Here is a 22,281-nt window from a genome sequence, read left to right on the forward strand (position 1 = left end):
TCAGGAGCGACGGCCCTTGACGATCTTCTCCTGGTTCACGTCGTCGGCCTCGGCAGCGGCGACCTCTTCGTGGCCCGGCTTGTTGATGGCCTGGCCCTTGCCGCCCTGGAACTCCAGGATGAACGCGTCGGTGACCTTCTCGAGCTCGGCGACGGTGGCGTCGTCGAGGACGTTGGTGTCGCGGAGCGTGTCGAGGATCGTCGTGTTGCGCTTGAGGTAGTCCAGCAGGTCGCGCTCGAAGCGGAGCACGTCCTCGACCTCGATCGAGTCGAGCTTGCCGTTGGTGCCGGCCCAGATCGAGACGACCTGCTCTTCGACGGGGTACGGGTCGTACTGCGGCTGCTTGAGCAGCTCGGTCAGACGCGCACCGCGCTCGAGCTGACGGCGGGAGGCCGCGTCGAGGTCGGAGGCGAACATCGCGAACGCCTCGAGCGAGCGGTACTGGGCGAGCTCGAGCTTGAGCGTGCCGGAGACCTTCTTGATCGACTTGACCTGGGCGTCACCACCGACGCGGGACACCGAGATGCCGACGTCGACGGCGGGGCGCTGGTTGGCGTTGAACAGGTCGGACTGCAGGAAGATCTGACCGTCGGTGATCGAGATGACGTTCGTCGGGATGTAGGCCGACACGTCGTTGGCCTTCGTCTCGATGATCGGCAGACCCGTCATGGAACCGGCGCCGAGCTCGTCGGAGAGCTTCGCGCAACGCTCCAGCAGACGCGAGTGCAGGTAGAACACGTCGCCGGGGTAGGCCTCGCGTCCCGGCGGACGACGCAGCAGCAGCGAGACGGCGCGGTAGGCCTCGGCCTGCTTCGACAGGTCGTCGAAGATGATGAGCACGTGCTTGCCGCCGTACATCCAGTGCTGGCCGATGGCCGAGCCGGTGTAGGGGGCGAGGTACTTGAAGCCGGCGGGGTCGGATGCCGGGGCGGCGACGATGGTGGTGTACTCCATCGCGCCGGCGTCCTCGAGCGCACCCTTGACGGAGGCGATCGTGGAGCCCTTCTGGCCGATCGCGACGTAGATGCAGCGGACCTGCTTGTTCACGTCGCCCGAGTCCCAGTTGGACTTCTGGTTGATGATCGTGTCGATCGCGATGGCCGTCTTGCCGGTCTGGCGGTCGCCGATGATCAGCTGACGCTGGCCGCGGCCGACGGGGATCATCGCGTCGATGGCCTTGATGCCGGTCTGCATGGGCTCGTGCACGCTCTTGCGCTGCATGACGCCCGGCGCCTGCAGCTCGAGGGCGCGGCGGCCTTCGGTGGCGATCTCGCCGAGTCCGTCGATCGGGTTGCCGAGCGGGTCGACGACGCGGCCCAGGTAGCCGTCGCCGACGGCGACCGAGAGCACCTCGCCGGTGCGGGTGACCTTCTGACCGGCCTCGATGCCGGAGAAGTCGCCGAGGACGACCACGCCGATCTCGTGCTCGTCGAGGTTGAGGGCCAGGCCCTCGATGCCGTTCTCGAAGCGGACGAGCTCGTTCGCCATCACGCCGGGGAGGCCCTCGACGTGGGCGATGCCGTCGGCGGCGTCCACGACGGTGCCGACCTCGGTCGCCGCAGCGGCCGTGGGCTCGTAGGCCGCGACGAAGTCTTTCAGCGCGTCACGGATGACGTCGGGGCTGATGGACAGTTCTGCCATGGTCTTCCTTCTTGATGATGTCTGGTGGGGAGCCTCGGCTCCCCGTGTCCGCTCCGGTGGAGCGGGAAGATCTAGCCCGCCAGGCGCTGACGGAGGTCGTTGAGTCGGGACGAGACGGTGGCGTCGATGACGTCATCGCCGATCTCGACACGCACGCCGCCGACCACGGTGGGGTCGACGACGACGTTGAGGGAGACCTCGGTCCCGTAGCGCTTCGCGAGGGAGGCCTGCAGACGGGTCGCCTGCGCCTCGCTGAGCGCGGCGGCGGTGACCACTGTGGCGACGGTGCGCCCGCGCTGGTCGGCGACGATGCGCAGCGCCCGCGACAGGAGCGCACGCACCCGGCGGTCGCGCGGCTGCTGCACGAGCTGCGACACGATGAGCGTCGTCGCCTCGCTGGCGCGGCCGGCCAGCAGCTTCTCCACGAGCGCCCCCTTCGCCCCGGCGTCGCCGAGGCGACTGCCGAGCGCGAGCTCGAGCTCCGGGTTGGCCGCGACGTTGCGTGAGACGCCGAACAGCTCGCCGTCGAGGTCGATGCGGGGAGCCGCGGTGGCCGTCGCGCGGATCGCGAGCTCCTCGATGCCGGCGATGAGGTCGGCAGACGACGACCAGCGCTGCTGCGCGGCCGCCGTGAGCACGGCGACGCTCGCCGGGTGGAAGGCGCGGCCGAACACGTCGGCGACGACCTTCTCCCGCGCGGCGGTCGAGGCCGCGGCATCCGACAGCGCACCGCTCAGCTGCGACGACTCGCCGAGCACCCGCGCGGCTGCGAACAGCTCGCGGGCGACGTCGAGGTCGACACCGGTGGCGGCGTCCAGCGCCGTCGTCGTCGCCGCGAGGGCCTGAGTGGTGGCGCTGCCCATTACTTCGCCTGCTCCGACTCGAGCTCGGCGAGGAAGCGGTCGACGACGGCCTGGGCCTTCTGGTCGTCCGTGAGGGTCTCGCCGATCACGCCGCCGGCGAGGTCGAGGGCGAGGGTGCCCACCTCGCTGCGCAGCGACACGAGCGCCGACTGACGCTCGGCCTCGATCTGGGTCTGCGCGGCGGCGGTCACGCGGGCGGCCTCGGCCGACGCGGTGTCCTTCGCCTCGGCGACGATCTTCTTGCCGTCCTCACGGGCGGCGTCGCGGATCTCACCGGCTTCCTTGCGAGCGGAGGCGAGCTGGGCCGTGTACTCCTCGAGCGCGGCCTCGGCCTTGCGCTGGGCCTCGTCAGCCTTCGCGATGTTGCCCTCGATCGCGGCGGCACGCTGGTCGAGCAGCGCCCGCATCTTCGGAAGGGCGACCTTCCAGAAGACGAAGAGGATGACGACGAAGCAGACGCCGGACCAGATGATGTCGTACCACGCGGGGATGAGCGGGTTGTGCTCCGCACCCTCTTCCGCGGCGTACGTGACAAGAGCGTTCAGCATCCTGTCTCCTTAGGACTGGTGAGGCGGATCAGTAACCGAAGATGAAGGCGGTCGCGATGCCGATGAAGGCGAGCGCCTCGGTGAAGGCGATACCGATCCACATGAGGACCTGCAGGCGGCCGGCGAGCTCGGGCTGGCGAGCCGTGCCCTCGATCGTCTTGCCGACGACGATGCCCACACCGATGGCGGGGCCGATGGCGGCGAGGCCGTAGCCGACGGTCGCGATGGAGCCGGAGACGGAGGCGAGAACCGTAGTTGCGTCCACGGGGGTGTTTCCTTTCGTTGTGGGTGGCGGGCGCCGACCCGATTCAGTGCTCTTCTGCCACCGCGAGCTGGATGTAGACCGCGGTGAGGATGGTGAAGACGTAGGCCTGGAGGACGGCCACCAGGATCTCGAAGAGGGTGAAGGCGAAGCCGAAGGCGAGGGTTCCCGCCGCCAGTGCCGACCACCAGCCGCCGAGGTCGAGCAGGAAGAACTGCGTCGCGGCGAAGAAGAGGACGAGCATGAGGTGCCCGACCATCATGTTCATCAGCAGTCGCAGCGTCAGGGTGACGGGACGGATGATGAACGTCGAGATGAACTCGAGGGGCGTCACGATGATGTACAGGAACGGCGGGACGCCCGAGGGGAACAGCGCGTTCTTGAAGAAGTTCTTGGGGCTCTTCTTGATGCCCGCGTAGATGAACGTGACGTAGGAGACGACGGCCAGCAGCAGCGGCACCGCGATGATCGACGTGCCGGCGATGTTCATGAACGGGATGATGCCCGTCAGGTTCATGAACAGGACCATGAAGAAGATGGTCGTGAGGATCGGCAGGAACCGGCGGCCGTCCTTCTTGCCCAGGAGGTCTTCGGCGACGTTGACGCGCACGAAGTCCAGACCCATCTCGACGACGGACTGGAAGCGTCCGGGGACGACCTTCATGCGGCGCGTGCCCATCACGAAGATCACCACGAGGAGGATCGTCGCGAAGAACTGGATCAGGTGGATGCGCGTGACGGGGATGCCGGCGATGTCGAACAGCACCGCGGGGAAGAACTCGTCGATCGAAGGACCGTGGAATTCCGGGGCGTCTCCGGCAGATGTGGCGATCAGGGTCGCAGCTTGAGTGAACAGCGCTGGCTCCAGCATTGGGGCACCGGTCGGGACCGGGGCGACGATGGTCGGTGAGCGGACTCCGCACGCGCATCCCGAAGGACACGGGCGGGCTCGAAGGCAAGCCTATCAGTCCCTCGGCGCGCTCTCGCCCGTCGGGGATGATCCGTCCCGCTCGCCGTCTTCCACCTCGGCGAGGGTGGGGAGTTTCGCGTCGACCGTCGGCACGCGCATGCGCAGCATGACGACGACGTCGATCGCGAGGGAGGCGAGCACGCTCGCGACGAGCGCGATGAAGAACACGGTGCCGTCGAGCCAGGGCTGCCCGCGCAGCACGAGCAGCACGACGATGAACACGACGAACTTGAGGATCCAGCCACCCATGACCATGCCGAAGAAGATCGGCACGTAGAGGGGGTCGCCGAACCAGCGGTTGGCGATGAGGATCGTGGCGGCCGACAGCCCCATGAACAGCGCGGCCAGCAGCACGGCGGCCAGGGCGCTCCACATGCCGCCGGTCCCGGAGGTGAGATATCCGGCCACTCCCCCGGCGACGGCCAGCACGGCGGTGGCGACCCCCGACCAGATCAGGGTGGTGCGCAGCAGCGGGGTGCTGGAGACGACGGGACGGTTCATGCGGAGACCTTCGGTGGGGCGGCGCGGCGCCGCGAGGGCAGGAGGGTGACGGCGATGCAGGCGACCACGCCGAGGAGGAGGAAGCCGGCGCCGGGCAGGTACAGGCCCGGCCAGTCCGCGGTGGTGCCGATGTACATCAGCAGCACCCCGAGGCTCACCACGGCCGTCCATGCGTAGAAGATCAGCACGGCGTCGCGGTCGGTGTGCCCCATGTCGAGCATGCGGTGGTGCAGGTGCTTGCGGTCGGGAGAGAAGGGCGAGCGGCCCTTGCCCACCCGGCGGATGACGGCCATCGCGAAATCCAGCAGCGGCAGCAGCACGACCACGACCGGGAGGATGATCGGGATGAACGCACCCAGCAACTGCGAGCGCCCGAACACGTCGTTGTCGGCCAGCAGCTGGGGCGGCAGGGAGCCGGTGACGAGGATCGCCGCGCAGGCCATGAGCAGACCCAGCATGAGCGCGCCGGCATCCCCCATGAACATCTTCGCCGGGCTCCAGTTGAACGGGAGGAAGCCCGCGCACGCGGCGACGAGCACGACGGCGATGAAGGCGGCCAGGCTCGAGTAGCTCGAGAAGGCGAAGTCCCGGGCGAGCAGGTACGTGTAGGCGAAGAACACCGCGTTGGCGATGAGGCAGACACCGGCCACGAGGCCGTCGAGGCCGTCGATGAAGTTGACCGCGTTCATGACGATGACGATCGCCAGCACCGAGACGGTGACGCTGATCCAGCTCGAGACGACCGTGATCCCGCCGATGGGCAGGTAGAAGATCTGGATGCCGCCGGGCCCGACCACGAGCCACGCCGCGAGGAACTGCGCGCCCAGCTTGAGGAACCAGTCGAGGTCCCACAGGTCGTCGGCGACGCCGACGACGACGATGAGCAGCGTCGCCCCCAGCAGCGCCCAGTTGCGCGCCGGGTTGTCCCAGAAGATCGCGAAGTACGGCACCACCGACGACAGCGCGAACGCCGTGAGCACGCCGAGGAACATCGCCACGCCGCCCAGCCGCGGCGTCGGCGTGCGGTGCACGTCGCGCTCCCGGATCGCGGGGTACAGCTTGAACCGCAGCGCGAACCGCCAGACCAGCCACGCCAGCACGAAGGTGACGACGGCGGTGAGGATCGCGGCGAGGACGTAGAACTTCACGCGTCGTCTGTCGCCTCGGCGGCAGGGGCGGCGCCGCCGGCGGCCGGCCCGTCGGCGGCCTCGTCGTCCTCGGTCACCGGGTCGGGTTCGAGCAGGTCGCCGAGCACGCGTCGCAGCTCGGAACGCGGCACGGCGCCCTCGCGCAGCACCCGCACGGGGCGCTCGGCGCCGCCGACGAGTCCCGTCGCGTCCACGATCGTCGAGGAGATCCCGTGCTCGGACAGTCCGCCGTCGAGGTAGACCGCCACCGAATCGCCGAGCATCGTGATCGCCTCGTCGATGCCGATCGCGGCGGGCTTGCCTGTCTTGTTGGCGCTGGAGACCGCGAGCGGCCCGACCTCCTCCAGCAGCTCGAGGGTGAAGGCGTCGGCGGGCATGCGCACCGCGACGGTGCCGTGCGTGTCGCCCAGGTCCCACGACAGCGACGGCTGCGACGGGAGCACGATCGTCAGACCGCCGGGCCAGAACTCCTCGACGAGGCGCTCCACGGCCTCGGGCACCTCGGCGACGAGGGCGCGCATCGTGGTGATCCCCGCCACGAGCACGGGCGGCGGCGACTGCCGGCCACGCCCCTTCGCCGCGAGCAGACCGGCGACGGCGGCGGCGTTGAACGCATCGGCACCGACGCCGTAGACGGTGTCGGTGGGGAGCACGATCAGCTCACCGCGGCTGAGGGCCTGCCGGGTGGCGCGCACGGCGGGGAGCAGCTGCTGCGGATCGCGGCAGTCGAAGACGTTCGTCATAGCCGCTCCAGTCTACGGCGGGGCCGCCGTCGGCCCCGGTCAGGGCCGCAGCGCCGTCGTGGTGCGATCGCGCATCGTCAGGTCGGGGTGCGTCGCGGTGGCCCGCCAGCCGTCGGCCGCGAGCAGTTCGCGGATCGGTGCACCCTGCCACTCGCCGTGCTCGATCACGAGCGTGCCGCCGGGCCGCAGCAGCCGCATCCCCACGCCCGAGAGCACCCGGACGACGTCGAGCCCGTCCGGACCGCCGTAGAGGGCGGCCGGCGGGTCCCAGAGGCGCACCTCGGGATCGCGCGGGATGGCGTCGTCGGGCACGTAGGGCGGGTTGGAGACGAGCACCGAGACGGCGCCGTCGAGCTCGGGGAAGGCGTCGGCGAGGTCGACGAAGGCGATGCGCGCGTTGCCGGCGCCCACGAGCGCGAAGTTCTCCTTGGCCCACACGAACGCGTCGACGGAGTTCTCGGCGGCGTGGATGCGGGCGTGCGGCACCTCGGTGGCCATCGCGAGGGCGATGGCGCCCGACCCGGTTCCGAGGTCGACGCCGATCGGCTCCGGCTCGGCGCTGGCCCGCAGCGCATCGATCGCGAACTGCGCGACCGACTCGGTCTCGGGACGCGGCACGAACACGCCCGGCCCCACCCGCAACTCGAGGTGACGGAACGGGGCGGTGCCGGTCAGGTGCTGCAGCGGCTCGCGGGCGGCGCGGCGGGCGGCGAGGGCGTCGAGGCGTGCCTGATCCTGCTCCCCCAGCGCGTCGCCGCGCAGCGCCGCCGCGGCGAGCTCGCCGCGGGACAGTCCGAGCACGTGCGCGGCGAGCAGTTCGGCATCCGCGTCGGGGGTGGGCACGCCCGACGACGCGAGGCGGGTCGCGACCGCGCGGATCGCCGGCGCGAGCGGGGCGGATGCGGGCCGATCGATGTCGGGAGGAGTGCTGACCATCAGGACATCAAGCGTAGCTGTGAGAAAACGTCATATTCGGCGTCGTATGCGTGCGCGTGCATAGTCTGGGGCGAGGAACTCTCGCACCCGCACGAGAGCCGCAGACCCGCACGAAAGGCAGGCCATGTCCGGCATCCACCCCGACATCACGAGCGCGTTCGGCAACACCCCGCTCGTCAAGCTCAACCGCATCGCAGAGGGCCTCCCCGGCACGGTGCTCGCCAAGCTCGAGTTCTACAACCCGGCATCGTCGGTCAAGGACCGTCTCGGCATCGCCATCGTCGACGCCGCCGAGGCCTCGGGCGACCTCCAGCCCGGCGGCACGATCGTCGAGGGCACGAGCGGGAACACCGGCATCGCGCTGGCGATGGTGGGCGCGGCCCGCGGCTACAAGGTCATCCTCACGATGCCGGCGTCGATGTCGGTCGAGCGCCGCCTGCTGCTGAAGGCGTACGGCGCCGAGCTCGTGCTCACCGAGCCCGCCCTCGGCATGAAGGGCGCCGTCGCCAAGGCCGAGGAGATCGCCGCCGCGACCCCCGGCGCGATCCTGGCCAAGCAGTTCGCCAACGAGGCGAACCCGGCCATCCACCGCAAGACCACCGCCGAGGAGATCATCCGCGACACCGACGGCGAGATCGGCTACTTCGTGGCCGGCATCGGCACCGGCGGCACCATCACCGGCGTCGGCCAGGTGCTCAAGGAGCGCGTCCCCGGCGCGAAGGTCGTCGCCGTCGAGCCGGCCGACTCCCCCCTGCTGACCAAGGGCACCCCCGGCCCCCACAAGATCCAGGGCATCGGCCCGAACTTCATCCCCGAGATCCTCGACCAGGGTGTCATCGACGAGGTGCAGGACGTCGCGTTCGACGACGCCATCCGCGTCGCCCGCGAGGTCGCGACCACCGAGGGCGTCCTCGTCGGCATCTCCTCGGGTGCCGCGATCTGGGCGGCGCTGCAGGTCGCCGCGCGCCCCGAGGCCGAGGGCAAGAACATCGTCGTGATCATCCCGTCGTTCGGCGAGCGGTACCTGTCGACGGCGCTCTACGAGCACCTGCGCGACGAGCCCGCCGGCATCTGAGCGACCACGTGGGCCCGCTCCACCGCATCCGCGAGGACATCGCCTCCGCGAAGCTCCGCGACCCCGCCGCGCGCGGGGCCGCGGAGATCGCGCTGCTGTACCCGGGCCTGCACGCGATCTGGGCGCACCGCGTCTGGCACGCGCTGTGGAACCGGCGCGCGCGTTTCCTCGCGCGCGCCGGTTCGCAGCTGACGCGCCTGCTCACGGGCATCGAGATCCACCCCGGCGCGACGATCGGCCGCCGGTTCTTCATCGACCACGGCATGGGCGTCGTGATCGGCGAGACCGCCGAGATCGGCGACGACGTCATGCTCTACCACGGGGTCACGCTCGGCGGCCGCACCCGCGACGCCGGCAAGCGGCATCCGACCCTCGGCGACGGTGTCGCGGTCGGCTCGGGCGCGAAGATCCTCGGCCCCATCACGATCGGCGCGGGCTCGGTCGTCGGCTCGAACGCCGTCGTCACGCGCGACGCCCCCGAGGACTCGGTGCTCACCGGAATCCCCGCCAAGCCGCGCCACCGCCGTGCCGGCGAGGACAGCCGCGCACTGCTGACCACGCCCGAGTACTTCATCTGAGTCGTCGAGGGCGTCGCCCCCGCCGTCGGAGGAGGTGCCCGTCGTCGGAGGATTCCGGCGCCGTCCTCCGACGCGGATGCCGACCTCCGACATCCGTGCCCGCGAAGCTCCGGGGCCGCCGCGGTCAGCCCTTGGCGCGCGCCTGCGGCTTCTTGATCAGCAGGGGCGTCAGCAGCCAGGTCGCGAGCGCCGTCACGAGCCACACGATCACGGGCCCCAGGAACCATGCGAGGGGCTCCGAGATCGACAGGCCCGCCGCGGGGATCAGCACGACGATGACGATCGCGACGAACGTCGACAGGATGCCGATGCCGCCGAGCAGGGCCGGCGCATGCCGACGCCCGAGACGCGTCGCGATCGGCGTCAGGATGCTCTGGAACAGGGCGAACAGCACGATCGCCAGCACGAACCCCCACCAGTCCAGCCACGAGATGTGGAAGCCGGGCAGCGCGAGGTCGGCGACGATGAGGCCGAGCGCCGCCGAGGCGAGGAACACCAGCGCACGCAGCAGGAAGTCGATCATGCGCCGAGCGTAGCGGTGCGGGTCAGCCCAGCGCCGCCAGACGCGCTTCCTCGTCGGCGGCGATCGCCGATTCGACGATCGGCTCGAGCGCGCCGTCCATCACCTGGTCGAGGTTGTAGGCCTTGTACCCGGTGCGGTGGTCGGCGATGCGGTTCTCGGGGAAGTTGTAGGTGCGGATGCGCTCGGAGCGATCCATCCCGCGGATCTGCGAGCGCCGCGCGTCGGAGGCCGCGGCATCCCGCTCCTCCTGCTGCTTGGCGAGCAGCCGTGCCCGGAGCACCCGCATGCCCGCCTCGCGGTTCTGCAGCTGCGACTTCTCGTTCTGCATCGACACGACGATGCCGGTCGGCAGGTGGGTGATGCGCACCGCGGAGTCGGTCGTGTTGACCGACTGGCCGCCGGGGCCCGACGAGCGGAAGACGTCGATCTTCAGGTCGTTCGCGTCGATGTGGATCTCTTCGGGCTCGTCGACCTCGGGGAAGACGAGCACGCCCGTCGTCGAGGTGTGGATGCGGCCCTGCGACTCGGTCGCCGGCACCCGCTGCACGCGGTGCACGCCACCCTCGTATTTCAGGTGCGCCCAGACGCCCTGGGCGGGGTCGGTCGAGGTGCCCTTGATCGCGACCTGCACATCCTTGTAGCCGCCGAGGTCGGACTCGTTGCGCTCGAGCAGCTCGGTCTTCCAGCCCTTCGACGCCGCGTACTGCAGGTACATGCGCAGCAGGTCGGCGGCGAACAGCGCCGACTCGGCGCCGCCCTCGCCCTGCTTGATCTCCATGATGACGTCGCGCGCGTCGTCGGGGTCGCGCGGGATGAGCAGGCGCCGCAGGCGCTCCTGCGCCTGGGCGACACGCTCCTGCAGTGCGGGCACCTCGTCGGCGAACGCGTCGTCCTCCTTGGCGAGCTCGCGCGCCGCCTCGAGATCGTCGCCCGCCGCCGCCCACGCATCGTGGGCGGCGACGATCTTCGACAGTTCGGCGTACCGGCGGTTGACGCGTTTGGCGCGCGCCGCATCCGCGTGCACGGCGGGGTCGGAGAGCTCCTCCTGGACGGCGCGGTGCTCCTGGATCAGCCCTGCGACCGACTCGAACACGGCAGGCTCAGCGGATGTTGTTCTCGTGCCCGTGGCTGTGGCCGCCGCCGTGCCCGTTCGTGGGCGCGGGGATCGACTTCTGCATCTGCACGAGGAACTCGACGTTGGAGCTCGTCTCCTTGAGCTTGCCGAGCACGACCTCCAGCGCCTGCTGGGTGTCGAGGCCGGCGAGAGCGCGACGCAGCTTCCAGGTGATCTTGACCTCGTCGGAGCTCAGCAGCATCTCCTCGCGGCGCGTGGACGACGCGTTGACGTCGACGGCCGGGAAGATGCGCTTGTCGGCCAGCTGACGCGACAGGCGCAGCTCGCTGTTGCCGGTGCCCTTGAACTCCTCGAAGATGACTTCGTCCATTTTGGAGCCGGTCTCGACCAGCGCGGTGGCGAGGATCGTGAGCGATCCGCCGTTCTCGATGTTGCGCGCGGCGCCGAAGAAGCGCTTGGGCGGGTACAGCGCCGAGGCGTCGACACCGCCGGTGAGCACGCGACCCGAGGTCGGCGCCGACACGTTGTAGGCGCGGCCGAGGCGGGTGATCGAGTCGAGCAGCACGACGACGTCGCGGCCGAGCTCGACGAGACGCTTGGCGCGCTCGATGGCGAGCTCGGCGACAGTCGTGTGGTCCTCGGCGGGACGGTCGAACGTCGAGGCGATGACCTCGCCCTTGACCGTGCGCTGCATGTCGGTGACTTCTTCGGGGCGCTCGTCGACGAGCACGACCATGAGGTGCACCTCGGGGTTGTTCTGCGCGATCGCGTTCGCGATCTGCTGCAGCACGATCGTCTTGCCGGCCTTGGGCGGCGCGACGATGAGGCCGCGCTGGCCCTTGCCGATCGGGGCGACGAGGTCGATGATGCGCTGGGTCAGCTTCTCGGGCGCGGTCTCCAGGCGCAGGCGCTCCTGCGGGTACAGCGGCGTGAGCTTGCCGAACTCGACGCGCGTGGCGGCGTCGTCGACGGACAGGCCGTTGACGGCGTCGACCTTGACGAGCGCGTTGTACTTCTGGCGGCTGGACTGCTCGCCCTCGCGCGGCTGCTTGATGGCGCCCACGACGGCGTCGCCCTTGCGCAGGTTGTACTTCTTCACCTGGCCGAGCGAGACGTACACGTCGCTCGGGCCGGGCAGGTAGCCGGTGGTGCGCACGAACGCGTAGTTGTCGAGCACGTCGAGGATGCCGGCGACCGGGATGAGGACGTCGTCCTCACCGATCTCGGCCTCGAACTCGTCGCCGCCGTTCTGGCCGCGACGCTTCGGACGCTGACGGCCGCGGCCGTTCTGGCCCTGCGCCTGACCCTCGGATGCGGCGGACTCGTCGCCCTCGTCGGTCTTCTCCTCGGCGGGAGCGGCCTGTCCGTTCTGCGCGGCCTCGCCGCGGTTGCGGTTGCGGCTGCGGCTGCGGCTGCGCGAGCGGCTGCGGCCGGTGGACTCGCCTTCGGCCTTCTCACCCTCGGCCTTCTCACCCTCGGCCTTCTCACCCTCGGCCGCGGCGGCGTCGGACTTCTCGGCGTCGGCCTCGGCGGGCTTCTCGGCGTCGCCCGTGTCGGCGCCGGCCTTCTCGCCCTCGGTGGCGTCGGCGGCGACCTCGGTCACCGCTGCGGTCGCCTCGACGGGTGCCTCGGCGGCGGGCTTGGCCGCAGCGTCGGCCTCGGCGGCGGGCGCCTCGGCGGGGACGTCGGTGCTCTTGGCCCGGCGGGGGGCGCGCTTGCGGGGCGCCTTCACGGGCTTCTCGGCGACGGGCGCCTCCTCGACCGGCGCCTCGGCCGGAGCCTCGGGCGTCGCGTCGTCGGAGGGCGCAGCATCCGCGGGGGCCTCCTCCACGGGCGCCTCTTCGACGGGGGCCTCCTCGACGGGAGCCTCCTCCACGGGCGCCTCGACGGCCTCCGCGGGAGCGGCCTCGACGGCCTGGTCGGTGGTCACCTCGGCAGCGTCGCCGGTGGTGTCTTCGGTCTGGATCTCGGAGATGGACTCCACGAGTTCTCCTTCGTGAACGTGTTGTCGGAACATGTGGAAAGACGTGTCCGCACTCGGTGCCGTCCACAGCGGCGTCCGGCCCTCCCACGGCGGTGCGCGTCCGATCACGGACGGCGGTCGCCGAGGCGGGGGGTTTATGCGGCGGTTCGCAGAATTGCGACGGAGGCCAGATTCACGCTCAGGGCGTGGCACCCTCCGTATAGTCCCTCACTGTACCACCCCGCACATCGACGGCGAGCAGATGAGGAACCCAGGGCGTGTCCTGGCGCGCCGCGACCTCGACCGCGTCCAGGCGTCGCCCCGGACCGTCGGCGAGGACGAGCACCGAGGGGCCGGCACCCGAGACGACGGCCGCGTACCCTTCCGCGCGCAGCGCCCGCACCAGGGCGTCGGTGGCCGGCATCGCCTGCGCCCGATACGACTGGTGCAGCTTGTCCTCGGTCGCCGCGATCAGCAGCTCCGGACTCTGCGTCAGCGCCGCGATGAGCAGGGCCGAGCGCGACACGTTGAAGACGGCATCCTCCCGCGGCACCTGCACGGGGGCGAGGCTGCGGGCGACCGAGGTCGACATGCGGAAGTCGGGGACGAACACGAGCGGCGAGACGCCGCGGTGCACGAGCAGCTTCTTGTGCTGCGGCCCGGTCTCGTCGATCCACGCGATCGTCAGACCGCCGAAGAGGGCCGGCGCGACGTTGTCGGGGTGGCCTTCGAGTTCGGTCGCGAGGCGCAGCAGGGTGGCGTCGTCGAGGTGGACCTCGCCCTCCAGCAGGCCCTTCGCGGCGAGCAGCCCCGCCACGACGGCGGCACCGGACGAGCCCATGCCGCGCCCGTGCGGGATCGCGTTGTGGGCCTCGAGGTGCAGCCCCGGCATCGGACGGGCGACCGCCTCGTACGCGTACGCGATGGCGCGCACCACCAGGTGGGACGCGTCGGTGGGCACGTCCTCGGCGCCCTCCCCCGTGACGACGATCTCGAGGTCACCGGCGGGCAGCGTCGTGACCGTCAGTTCGTCGTAGACGCTGAGGGCGAGTCCGAGCGTGTCGAAGCCCGGTCCGAGGTTGGCGCTGGTGGCGGGCACGCGCACCGCCACCGTGCGGGGCGTGGTCACGCCGACGGAACCAGTTCGAGCACCGAGGCGACCTCCGACGTCGACGCGTCGACGACGGTGGGGGCGACCTCGGAGCCGTCGGCGTTGCGCAGGGCCCACTGCGGGTCCTTGAGGCCGTGTCCGGTGACGGTGAGCACCACGCGCGCGCCGGCCGGGATGACCCCCGCCTCAGCGCGGTCGAGCAGGCCCGCGACGCTGATGGCCGAGCCCGGCTCGACGAACACGCCGACGGTGCCCGCGAGCAGCTTCTGCGCCGCGAGGATCTTGTCGTCGCTGATCGCGCCGAACCACCCGTCGGTCGCGTCGCGCTGCTCGAGCGCGAGCTCCCACGACGCCGGATTGCCGATGCGGATGGCGGAGGCCACCGTCTCGGGGTTCTTCACGACCTCGCCGCGCACGATGGGCGCCGAACCCTCGGCCTGGAAGCCGAACATGCGCGGCACGCGGGTCGCGACGCCGCGCCCCTCCTCCTCGCGGTAACCCCGGGAGTAGGCGGTGTAGTTGCCGGCGTTGCCGACCGGGATGAAGTGGAAGTCGGGGGCGTCGCCGAGCTGCGAGACGACCTCGTACGCCGCGGTCTTCTGGCCCTCGATGCGGTCGGGGTTGACCGAGTTGACCAGGTGCACCGGGTAGTGGTCGGCGAGCTCGCGGGCGATCTCGAGGCAGTCGTCGAAGTTGCCGCGGATCTGGATGAGCCGGCCGCCGTGGATGACGGCCTGGCTGAGCTTGCCCATCGCGATCTTGCCCTCGGGCACGAGCACGGCCGCCGTGATGCCCGCGTGCGCGGCATAGGCCGCGGCCGAGGCCGACGTGTTGCCTGTCGAGGCGCAGATGACGGCCTTCGCTCCGTGCTCGACGGCCCGCGACAGCGCGACGGTCATGCCGCGGTCCTTGAAGGAGCCGGTCGGGTTCATGCCCTCGAACTTGATGTGGACGTCGGCGCCCGTGATCTTCGACAGGGCCGGGGCGGGGATCAGCGGCGTGCCGCCCTCGCCGAGGGTGACGACCGTCGAGGAGTCGGTGACCCCGAGCCGGTCGGCGTATTCGCGGAGCACCCCGCGCCAGACATGTGCCATTTCAGTCTCCTTCCATCCGCAGCACCGAGACGACCCGTTCGACGACGCCGCTGGCGGCGAGCGCGTCGACCGTGTCCTCGAGGTCCTGCTCGAGTGCGATGTGGGTGCCGATGACGAGGCGGGCGCGCGCCTGCTCGCCGTTCGGGATGATCGTCTGCTCGACGGTCGCGATCGACACGTGGCCGTCGGCGAGCGTGCCGGCGACGGTCGCGAGCACGCCGGAGCGGTCGTCGACCTCGAGGGTGATCTGATAGCGCGTGCGGGCGCGGCCGATCGGCAGGATCGGCAGGTTCGCCCGCGTCGACTCGCCGACGCCGACGCCGCCCGCGATGCGGCGGCGGGCGACCGAGACGAGGTCGCCGAGCACCGCGGATGCCGTCTGCACACCGCCGGCGCCCGCGCCGTAGAACATGAGGTTGCCGGCGGCCTCGGCCTGCACGAAGACGGCGTTGTTGGCGCCGTGCACGCTCGCGAGCGGGTGCTCGCGACGCACGAGGGCCGGGTGCACGCGCACCGAGATCGACTCGACGCCGGCGTCGTCGCGTCGCTCGCACACGGCGAGGAGCTTGACGACGTAGCCGACCTTGCGCGCGGCCTCGATCATCGCGGCGTCGACGCCGGTGATGCCCTCACGGTGCACGGCGTCGAGCGGGACGGTGGTGTGGAAGGCGAGGGAGGCGAGGATCGCCGCCTTCTGCGCGGCGTCGTAGCCTTCGACGTCGGCGGTCGGGTCGGCTTCCGCGTACCCGAGGCGCTGCGCGTCGGCGAGCACGTCGGCGTAGTCGGCGCCCTCCTGGTCCATGCGGTCGAGGATGTAGTTGGTCGTGCCGTTGACGATCGCCATGATCCGCTGCACGCGGTCGCCGGCGAGGGAGTCGCGCAGCGGCCGGATGATGGGGATGGCACCGGCGGCGGCGGCCTCGTAGTGCACCGAGGCGCCCACCTGGTCGGCGGCCTCGAAAAGCTCGGGACCGTGGGTGGCCAGCAGCGCCTTGTTGCCGGTGACCACGTCGGCGCCCGCGTTCAGCGCCTGCAGCAGGTAGCTGCGGGCCGGCTCGATGCCGCCCATGAGCTCGATGACGATGTCGCTGCCGACGAGGAGGCGCTCGGCATCCGTCGTCAGCAGTTCGCGCGGGATGTCGGTGTCGCGCTTCGCGTCGAGGTCGCGCACGGCGACGCCCACGAGGTCGAGGTGCGCTCCCGCGCGGTCGGCGAGCTCGGGTCCGTGCTGGAGGAGCAGCGCCGCGACCTGCGAGCCCACGGAGCCCGCTCCCAGCAGCGCCACCCGCAGTCGTCGGTAGTCAGTCATTCGGTTCCTTCACTCGTGCCTGGCTCGGGTGCGCGATGCCGGCATCACGCGCCAACAGGTCGTCGATCGTCTCGCCGCGCACGATGACGCGGGCGCGGCCGCCGTCGATCGCGACGACGGGCGGACGCGGGACGGCGTTGTAGTTGTTCGAAAGGGAATGGCAGTACGCCCCGGTCGCGGGGACGGCCAGCAGGTCGCCGGGAGTGATGTCGCCGGGCAGGTATTCGGCGTCGACCACGATGTCGCCCGATTCGCAATGGCGGCCGACGACGCGGGCCAGGGCGGGGGCCGCATCGGAGGTGCGGGAGGCGATGCGAGCGGAGTACTGGGCGCCGTAGAGCGCGGGCCGGGCATTGTCGCTCATGCCGCCGTCGACGCTCACGTACAGGCGCGTGAGGTCGTCGGAGACGGGGACGGGCTTGACGGTGCCGACTTCGTAGAGGGTGACCCCGGCGCGGCCGACGATCGTGCGTCCGGGCTCGAAGGCGAGATTCGGCACCGGGATGCCGCGCACGGCGCATTCGGCGGCGACGGCCTCGACGATGCCGGCGGCGAGCTCGGCGATCGGCGTGGGGTCGTCGACGGAGGTGTAGGCGATGCCGAATCCGCCGCCGAGGTTGAGCACCGGCACGTCGCCGCCCTCGCGCAGCTGCGCGTGCATGTCGACGACGCGCGCGGCCGACTCGGCGAAGCCGGCCGTGCCGAAGATCTGCGAGCCGATGTGGCAGTGCAGGCCGACGAACCGCAGCGACGGCAGCTCGCGGATGCGGGCGACGATCTCGGGGGCCGACGACAGCGGGAAGCCGAACTTCTGGTCTTCGTGGGCGGTCGCGAGGAAGTCGTGCGTCTCGGCGTGCACGCCGCTGTTGACGCGCACGAGCACCGGCTGGACGACGCCGCGGCGCTCGGCGATGACGGCGAGTCGTTCGAGCTCGATCACGCTGTCGAGCACGACCGATCCGACGCCGTGCTGCACGGCGGCCTCGAGCTCGGCGACCGACTTGTTGTTGCCGTGCAGGCCGAGGCGGGCCGGATCGGCGCCGGCGGCGAGCGCGATGGCGAGCTCTCCCCCGGTCGCGACGTCGACGGCCAGGCCCTCGGCGGTCACCCAGCGCACGACCTCGGTCGAGAGGAACGCCTTCCCCGCGTAGTACACACGCACCTGTGCCCCGTGGGCGGCCGCGGCCTGCGCGAACGCCTCGCGCACCTCGCGCGCGCGGGCGCGCACGGCCTGTTCGTCGAGCACGTACAGCGGGGTGCCGAACTCGGCGCGCAGCTGCGCGGCCGACACGCCCGCGATCGTCAGCACGCCGTCGTCGTCACGTGTCGCCGACTCGGGCCAGACGAGAGGGGCGAGCGCGTCGGCGTCGTCCGGGACGGTCAGCCACTCGGGCACGAGCGGACGGGAGGCGGAGGCGGACAACGTTCGGGAGCCAATCGGTGGGTGATCCGGCGGACGGTTCACGCCGGAGAAGAGGTGCGCGGACGCCGCCCGCGCGAGTGCTTGCAGTCTAGGGCACCGTCGCAGGCGCGCCCGCGTCGATGACGCCCCGCGGCGGCGGCGTCCTCGACCGCCGTGCGGCACGCGCCCGGATCAGGCGCAGGTGCCCGTCTCGCGCGCGGCCGGATCGGTGAGCACGGCGCTGTCGATGTCGAAGACGGCGACGACGGCATCCGATTCGACGGTCGTCGAGGTGAGGGTGAGCGCCCGCGGCAGGTACTGCGCGACGCAGACCTCCCAGTCGCGCACGACGGTGCGGGCGAGGGCGCCGAACTGGTCGACGAGCACCTGCGCCGGCACTTCGGCGCCGGCCAGGCGCAGGGTGTCGGGCGTCAGCAGCAGCGATCCGTCCTCGGTCGCGACCGACAGTCCCACGCCGACCGGGACCGAGGCGCCCAGCACGCTCAGCTCGGTCGAGAAGGCGATGTCGGGGGCGTCGAGGGTGACCGAGGATGCCGGGAACCCGTCGACGCGGCTGAGCAGCTGCTGTATCTGGGCCTCGTCGAGGCTGATGGTCGCGTGGCCCGAGCTCCAGTCGGCGCCGCCGCGGATCGGGACGTCGGCGGCGGTGACGGTGACGTCGCCCGTGATGCCCTGGAGGGTGACGTCGTCGGATTCGACGGTGACCTCGCCGAGGGAGCCGACGATCAGCTGCGGCAGGATCGCGCCGGGCACGTCGACGTCGATCTGCTGGTCGACCGGAAGCGACAGGTGCGTGACGATCTGCTCGCGGATGGTGCGCTCGACGATGCCGCGCGCGACCTGCTCGCCGATGAGCCACGCCGCCACGGCGAGCACGACCACGATCGCGCCGGCCAGCAGCCACGGCCATGCCCGACGACGCCGCGGGGCGGCATCCGGCTGCGACAGCACCCACCGCGCCTGCGGGTCGGGAAGCGGCAGGGTGGGCTGCGTGTCGCTCACGGCGCGTTACATCCGCTCCGGCGCGCTGACGCCGAGCAGGTCGAGGCCGTTGCGCAGCACCTGGCCGGTGGCGTCGTTGAGCCACAGGCGGGTGCGGTGCAGGTCGGTGACCGGCTCGTCGCCGAGCGGCGTCACCCGGCAGTTGTCGTACCAGCGGTGGTAGAGGCTCGCGAGCTCTTCGAGGTAGCGGGCGACCCGGTGCGGCTCGCGCAGCTCGGCCGCGAACGCGACGATGCGGGGGAACTCCTGCAGCGCCCCCAGCAGCGCGGACTCGGTCTCGTGGTCGAGCAGTTCGGGCGCGAACGCCTCGCGCGTGACGCCGACGCCGGCCGCGTTGCGGGCCACGTTATGGGTGCGGGCGTGCGCGTACTGTACGTAGAAAACGGGGTTGTCGTTCGTGCGCTTCGTGAGGATCTCGGGGTCGAGGGTCAGCGGCGAGTCGGCCGGGTAGCGCGCGAGCGAGTAGCGCAGCGCGTCGGTGCCGAGCCAGTCGCGCAGGTCGTCGAGCTCGATGATGTTGCCGGCGCGCTTGGAGAGCCGGGCGCCGTTGACCGACACGAGCTGCCCGATGAGCACCTCGATGTCCTTCTCCGGGTCATCGCCCGCCGCACCGGCGAGCGCCTTCAGGCGGTGGACGTAGCCGTGGTGGTCGGCGCCGAGCAGGTAGATCTTGTGCGCGAAGCCGCGGTCGCCCTTGTTCAGGTAGTACGCGGCGTCGGCGGCGAAGTAGGTGTACTCGCCGTTGGAGCGGCGGATGACGCGGTCCTTGTCGTCGCCGAACGCGGTCGTGCGCACCCACACGGCGTCGTCCTGGTCGAAGACGTGACCCTGCGCGCGCAGGCGGTCGACGGCCTCGTCGACGAGGCTCGGCTCGCCGTTCGGGCCCTTCGCGTGCAGGTCGCGCTCGCTGAAGAACACGTCGAAGTGCACGTTGAACTTCTCCAGCGACGCCTGCAGGTCGCCGAGCTGCAGCTGATAGGCGGCGTCGCGCGCGGTGACGAGCTGATCGTCCGCCGTGAGGTCGAGCAGGTCGGGGTGCGCGGCCAGCACGCGCCGGCCGAGGTCATCGATGTACGAGCCGGGGTAGCCGTCCTCGGGCGTCGGCTCCCCCTTGATCGAGGCGAGCACGGACCGGCCGAAACGGTCCATCTGCGCCCCGGCGTCGTTGACGTAGAACTCGCGCACGAGCGTCGCGCCCGAGGCGAGCAGCACGCGCGCCATCGCGTCGCCGAGCGCCGCCCAGCGGGTGTGACCGATGTGCATGGGGCCGGTCGGGTTCGCGCTGACGAACTCGAGGTTGATCGTGGCGCCGCGCTGGGTCTCGTTGGTGCCGAAGGCGGCACCGGCCTCGACGATCTGCTGCGCGAGGGCGCCGGCGGCGGCCGCATCCAGGCGGATGTTGATGAACCCCGGACCGGCGACCTCGACGGAGGCGACCCCGTCGACGGCGGCGAGGCCGTCGGCGATCTGCTGCGCGAACTCGCGCGGGTTGCCGCCCACGGCCTTGCCGAGCTTGAGGGCGGCGTTGGACGCCCAGTCGCCGTGGTCGCGGTTCTTCGGACGCTCCAGCGGCAGATCTGCTGCGGTCAGGCCCGCGCTCGAGCCCTCACGTCGCGCCTCGGCGAGCGGGACGATGACGGCGAGCAGGGCTTCAGAGAGGGCATCCGGGTTCATAACCCGTCAAGTCTACGGTCGCGCCCCGGACGTCTGCGGCGCGAGGGGCGGTCGGGCACGCGTGCCGTGCGCGCTCAGGCGATCGCGACGAGCTCGGCCAGGTCGTCGAGCGTCGGATCGGATACCGCCGCGGCGGCGCCGACGGCATCGACATCGGCTGCGTCATCCGGCACGACCCACGCGTCCACCCGCATCCGCTGCAGGCCCACGTGCGCGCCGTGGTAGCTGAGGAACGCGCAGTCGGCCGCGTCGCGACCGGTCGCGATGCGCACGAGCGAGCGACGGTTGGCGAGGCGCGTCGCGTCGATCGCGTACCAGCTGCCGTCGAGGTAGGCCTCGGCGACGGCGTGGAAGTCCATGGGGCGCAGGCCTGGCGCGAAGCAGGCGGCGTAGCGGGCGGGCATGTCCATGGCGCGCAGCAGCGCGATGACCACGTGCGCGTAGTCACGGCAGACGCCCTGCCCCGTCATGAGGGTCGTGACGGCGGAGTCGGTGCCCTGGCTCAGTCCCGGCGTGTAGGTGGTGCTCGTCGCGACGAACTCGCCGACGGCCGCGATGAGGTCGTGCCCCTGCAGACCGCGGAACTGACGGCGCGCCTGCGAGAACACCTCGTCGGACTGGCAGTAACGGCTCGGACGCAGGTACGTGATGGCCTCGAGGTCGCTCGTCGCCCGCGCGGCGACCGGTCCGTCCAGCAGCGCCTCGTAACGCACCTGGAGGGGCCCGGCGTCGCCGTGCAGCACGTGCAGACGACTGCCGGACTGGTCGACGATCTCGGTCGGCGTGTACACGCGATCGCCCTGCAGGAAGGTCAATTCCTCGCGGATGACGGGGGCCGGCTGGGCCGCCGTGATCTGGAAGATGAGGTCGACCGAGGACCCCAGATCCAGGTCGAGTTCGGCGGTCACGTTGCGCTGCACCGAAGTATCCTCGCACGCCGCGCGGGGTGCTTCGGCGCGGGCGTGCGCCGGCGGTTTCGGGACCGCTCCCACCGGCGCCGGCGAGCGCCGTTCGCGCGACGATTCGGCGCACGCGCGCGCGTGATCTACCCTCAACCCATGATCCGCGCCGACAGCCGCCCCCGACGCCGTGTCGCGTGGGCCGTGGGCGCCCTCGTCACGGCGCTCGCGCTGACGGTGACCGCGCTCGTCTGGCGCCCGTGGGCGGTGCCGGCCACGACGGTCGCCGCGGGTGACGGCGAGGCGGTCGGAACCGGGATCCCCGCGGCCCTCGACGTGCCGGACGATGCGACGGTGCTCGTCTTCGGCGACTCCTGGACGTACGGCTCGGCGGCATCCGACCCCACCCTCGGCTACGCCTACGTGCTGGGCGAGCTGACCGGCTGGACGACCGTCGTCGACGGCGTGCGCGGGTCCGGCTACCTGAAACCGGGCCTGGACGGCCCCGACTTCGGTACGCGCATCGCCGCCCTCGACCCCGCCCTGGATCCCGACCTCGTCATCATCCAGGGGTCGATCAACGACCGTCGCCTGCCCGCCGACGGATACGCCGCCGCCGTGGACGCGGCCTGGGACCGCCTGGCGGCGACCTACCCCGATGCCCGCATCGTCGTGCTGGGGCCTGCGCCGCAGGTGCTGCCGGTCGAGACGGCCACGGCGCGCATCGACCGCGACCTGTCGGGCCTGGCCGCCGAGCGCGGCTGGTGGTACATCTCCCCCGTGCGGGAGGGGTGGATCACCGAGGCCAACTACCTCGACGTCATCGACACCGGGGTCGGCCGCGACCACCCGTCGACGGCCGGGCACCGCTACCTCGCCGAGCGGTTGGCCGCGGCGTTGGCGCGTCTGTCGCGGTGATACCCTCGATCGGTACGCCTCCGTA

Annotated in this window: 22 protein-coding genes; 3 read left to right on the forward strand and 19 right to left on the reverse strand. The window is 71.3% G+C overall.

What is annotated here, in order from left to right:
- The 9 genes from atpA to prmC form a co-directional block, all read right to left on the reverse strand.
- Nucleotides 1–1,641: a F0F1 ATP synthase subunit alpha gene (gene atpA / locus C7474_RS10735; protein ID WP_121059868.1), complete on the reverse strand. Its 1,641-nt coding sequence runs from the start codon at nucleotides 1,639–1,641 to the stop codon at nucleotides 1–3.
- 71 nt (nucleotides 1,642–1,712) lie between these two features.
- Nucleotides 1,713–2,504 carry a F0F1 ATP synthase subunit delta gene (locus C7474_RS10740; protein WP_121059870.1) on the reverse strand — a complete coding sequence of 264 codons (792 nt, stop codon included), beginning with the start codon at nucleotides 2,502–2,504 and terminating at the stop codon, nucleotides 1,713–1,715.
- Nucleotides 2,504–3,052, reverse strand: a complete 549-nt coding sequence (locus C7474_RS10745) for a F0F1 ATP synthase subunit B (protein WP_121059872.1) — start codon at nucleotides 3,050–3,052, stop codon at nucleotides 2,504–2,506. The genes C7474_RS10740 and C7474_RS10745 overlap by 1 nt, the downstream gene beginning before the upstream one ends.
- Nucleotides 3,053–3,080: 28 nt before the next feature.
- Complete coding sequence (gene atpE, locus C7474_RS10750; protein WP_121059874.1) at nucleotides 3,081–3,317, reverse strand: ATP synthase F0 subunit C; 237 nt, start codon at nucleotides 3,315–3,317, stop codon at nucleotides 3,081–3,083.
- Between the two features lie 43 nt (nucleotides 3,318–3,360).
- Nucleotides 3,361–4,185, reverse strand: coding sequence for a F0F1 ATP synthase subunit A (gene atpB, locus C7474_RS10755; RefSeq protein ID WP_121059876.1), 825 nt, complete (start codon nucleotides 4,183–4,185; stop codon nucleotides 3,361–3,363).
- Nucleotides 4,186–4,278: 93 nt separating this feature from the next.
- Entirely contained in the window at nucleotides 4,279–4,785 is a 507-nt protein-coding gene (locus tag C7474_RS10760; RefSeq protein ID WP_121059878.1) for a Cg1360 family ATP-synthase-associated protein, read from the reverse strand.
- Entirely contained in the window at nucleotides 4,782–5,933 is a 1,152-nt protein-coding gene (locus tag C7474_RS10765) for an MraY family glycosyltransferase (protein WP_121059880.1), read from the reverse strand. The genes C7474_RS10760 and C7474_RS10765 overlap by 4 nt, the downstream gene beginning before the upstream one ends.
- Nucleotides 5,930–6,676 carry an L-threonylcarbamoyladenylate synthase gene (locus tag C7474_RS10770; RefSeq protein WP_121059882.1) on the reverse strand — a complete coding sequence of 249 codons (747 nt, stop codon included), beginning with the start codon at nucleotides 6,674–6,676 and terminating at the stop codon, nucleotides 5,930–5,932. Before C7474_RS10770 ends, C7474_RS10765 begins: the two co-directional genes overlap by 4 nt.
- A gap of 39 nt (nucleotides 6,677–6,715) precedes the next feature.
- Nucleotides 6,716–7,612, reverse strand: a complete 897-nt coding sequence (prmC, locus tag C7474_RS10775; RefSeq protein WP_121059884.1) for a peptide chain release factor N(5)-glutamine methyltransferase — start codon at nucleotides 7,610–7,612, stop codon at nucleotides 6,716–6,718.
- Nucleotides 7,613–7,736: 124 nt separating this feature from the next.
- On the opposite strand from prmC, the gene cysK reads away from it, so the two are divergent.
- Together cysK and epsC are read left to right on the forward strand one after the other, a co-directional pair.
- On the forward strand, nucleotides 7,737–8,687 hold the full coding sequence (gene cysK, locus C7474_RS10780; RefSeq protein ID WP_121059886.1) for a cysteine synthase A: 951 nt from the start codon (nucleotides 7,737–7,739) through the stop codon (nucleotides 8,685–8,687).
- An 8-nt stretch (nucleotides 8,688–8,695) separates the two neighbouring features.
- A complete protein-coding gene (gene epsC, locus C7474_RS10785) occupies nucleotides 8,696–9,265 on the forward strand; it encodes a serine O-acetyltransferase EpsC (RefSeq protein WP_121059888.1) in 570 nt (189 codons plus the stop codon).
- Between the two features lie 124 nt (nucleotides 9,266–9,389).
- On the opposite strand, the gene C7474_RS10790 is transcribed toward epsC, so the two are convergent.
- From C7474_RS10790 to C7474_RS10835, 10 genes are all read right to left on the reverse strand, one after another.
- Nucleotides 9,390–9,788 (reverse strand): phage holin family protein, encoded by a 399-nt coding sequence (locus tag C7474_RS10790; RefSeq protein ID WP_121059890.1) that lies wholly within the window; start codon nucleotides 9,786–9,788, stop codon nucleotides 9,390–9,392.
- Nucleotides 9,789–9,810: 22 nt separating this feature from the next.
- A complete protein-coding gene (prfA, locus tag C7474_RS10795) occupies nucleotides 9,811–10,881 on the reverse strand; it encodes a peptide chain release factor 1 (protein ID WP_121059892.1) in 1,071 nt (356 codons plus the stop codon).
- Between the two features lie 7 nt (nucleotides 10,882–10,888).
- Nucleotides 10,889–12,847 carry a transcription termination factor Rho gene (gene rho, locus C7474_RS10800; protein ID WP_241965211.1) on the reverse strand — a complete coding sequence of 653 codons (1,959 nt, stop codon included), beginning with the start codon at nucleotides 12,845–12,847 and terminating at the stop codon, nucleotides 10,889–10,891.
- Nucleotides 12,848–13,025: 178 nt separating this feature from the next.
- A complete protein-coding gene (thrB, locus tag C7474_RS10805) occupies nucleotides 13,026–13,955 on the reverse strand; it encodes a homoserine kinase (protein WP_121059894.1) in 930 nt (309 codons plus the stop codon).
- Nucleotides 13,952–15,031, reverse strand: a complete 1,080-nt coding sequence (gene thrC / locus C7474_RS10810) for a threonine synthase (RefSeq protein WP_121059896.1) — start codon at nucleotides 15,029–15,031, stop codon at nucleotides 13,952–13,954. The genes thrB and thrC overlap by 4 nt, the downstream gene beginning before the upstream one ends.
- Nucleotide 15,032: 1 nt before the next feature.
- Nucleotides 15,033–16,340, reverse strand: coding sequence for a homoserine dehydrogenase (locus tag C7474_RS10815; protein ID WP_121059898.1), 1,308 nt, complete (start codon nucleotides 16,338–16,340; stop codon nucleotides 15,033–15,035).
- Complete coding sequence (lysA, locus tag C7474_RS10820; protein WP_121059900.1) at nucleotides 16,333–17,763, reverse strand: diaminopimelate decarboxylase; 1,431 nt, start codon at nucleotides 17,761–17,763, stop codon at nucleotides 16,333–16,335. Before lysA ends, C7474_RS10815 begins: the two co-directional genes overlap by 8 nt.
- A gap of 171 nt (nucleotides 17,764–17,934) precedes the next feature.
- Nucleotides 17,935–18,765, reverse strand: coding sequence for a DUF2993 domain-containing protein (locus C7474_RS10825; RefSeq protein ID WP_241965212.1), 831 nt, complete (start codon nucleotides 18,763–18,765; stop codon nucleotides 17,935–17,937).
- A 6-nt stretch (nucleotides 18,766–18,771) separates the two neighbouring features.
- Nucleotides 18,772–20,439: an arginine--tRNA ligase gene (locus C7474_RS10830; RefSeq protein WP_121059902.1), complete on the reverse strand. Its 1,668-nt coding sequence runs from the start codon at nucleotides 20,437–20,439 to the stop codon at nucleotides 18,772–18,774.
- A gap of 74 nt (nucleotides 20,440–20,513) precedes the next feature.
- Complete coding sequence (locus C7474_RS10835; RefSeq protein WP_121059904.1) at nucleotides 20,514–21,359, reverse strand: transglutaminase-like domain-containing protein; 846 nt, start codon at nucleotides 21,357–21,359, stop codon at nucleotides 20,514–20,516.
- Between the two features lie 138 nt (nucleotides 21,360–21,497).
- On the opposite strand from C7474_RS10835, the gene C7474_RS10840 reads away from it, so the two are divergent.
- Nucleotides 21,498–22,256: an SGNH/GDSL hydrolase family protein gene (locus C7474_RS10840; protein ID WP_121059906.1), complete on the forward strand. Its 759-nt coding sequence runs from the start codon at nucleotides 21,498–21,500 to the stop codon at nucleotides 22,254–22,256.
- Nucleotides 22,257–22,281 lie beyond the last annotated feature (25 nt).

This window comes from Microbacterium telephonicum (assembly GCF_003651225.1).
In the GTDB taxonomy this organism is placed as follows: domain Bacteria; phylum Actinomycetota; class Actinomycetes; order Actinomycetales; family Microbacteriaceae; genus Microbacterium; species Microbacterium telephonicum.

Bases quoted from the DNA above. Each gene is read 5' to 3' on its own strand.
- atpA (WP_121059868.1), bottom strand. From the start codon at position 1,641: ATGGCAGAACTGTCCATCAGCCCCGACGTCATCCGTGACGCGCTGAAA.
- C7474_RS10740 (WP_121059870.1), bottom strand. From the start codon at position 2,504: ATGGGCAGCGCCACCACTCAGGCCCTCGCGGCGACGACGACGGCGCTG.
- C7474_RS10745 (WP_121059872.1), bottom strand. From the start codon at position 3,052: ATGCTGAACGCTCTTGTCACGTACGCCGCGGAAGAGGGTGCGGAGCAC.
- atpB (WP_121059876.1), bottom strand. From the start codon at position 4,185: ATGCTGGAGCCAGCGCTGTTCACTCAAGCTGCGACCCTGATCGCCACA.
- C7474_RS10760 (WP_121059878.1), bottom strand. From the start codon at position 4,785: ATGAACCGTCCCGTCGTCTCCAGCACCCCGCTGCTGCGCACCACCCTG.
- C7474_RS10770 (WP_121059882.1), bottom strand. From the start codon at position 6,676: ATGACGAACGTCTTCGACTGCCGCGATCCGCAGCAGCTGCTCCCCGCC.
- prmC (WP_121059884.1), bottom strand. From the start codon at position 7,612: ATGGTCAGCACTCCTCCCGACATCGATCGGCCCGCATCCGCCCCGCTC.
- cysK (WP_121059886.1), top strand. From the start codon at position 7,737: ATGTCCGGCATCCACCCCGACATCACGAGCGCGTTCGGCAACACCCCG.
- C7474_RS10790 (WP_121059890.1), bottom strand. From the start codon at position 9,788: ATGATCGACTTCCTGCTGCGTGCGCTGGTGTTCCTCGCCTCGGCGGCG.
- thrC (WP_121059896.1), bottom strand. From the start codon at position 15,031: ATGGCACATGTCTGGCGCGGGGTGCTCCGCGAATACGCCGACCGGCTC.
- C7474_RS10815 (WP_121059898.1), bottom strand. From the start codon at position 16,340: ATGACTGACTACCGACGACTGCGGGTGGCGCTGCTGGGAGCGGGCTCC.
- C7474_RS10830 (WP_121059902.1), bottom strand. From the start codon at position 20,439: ATGAACCCGGATGCCCTCTCTGAAGCCCTGCTCGCCGTCATCGTCCCG.
- C7474_RS10840 (WP_121059906.1), top strand. From the start codon at position 21,498: ATGATCCGCGCCGACAGCCGCCCCCGACGCCGTGTCGCGTGGGCCGTG.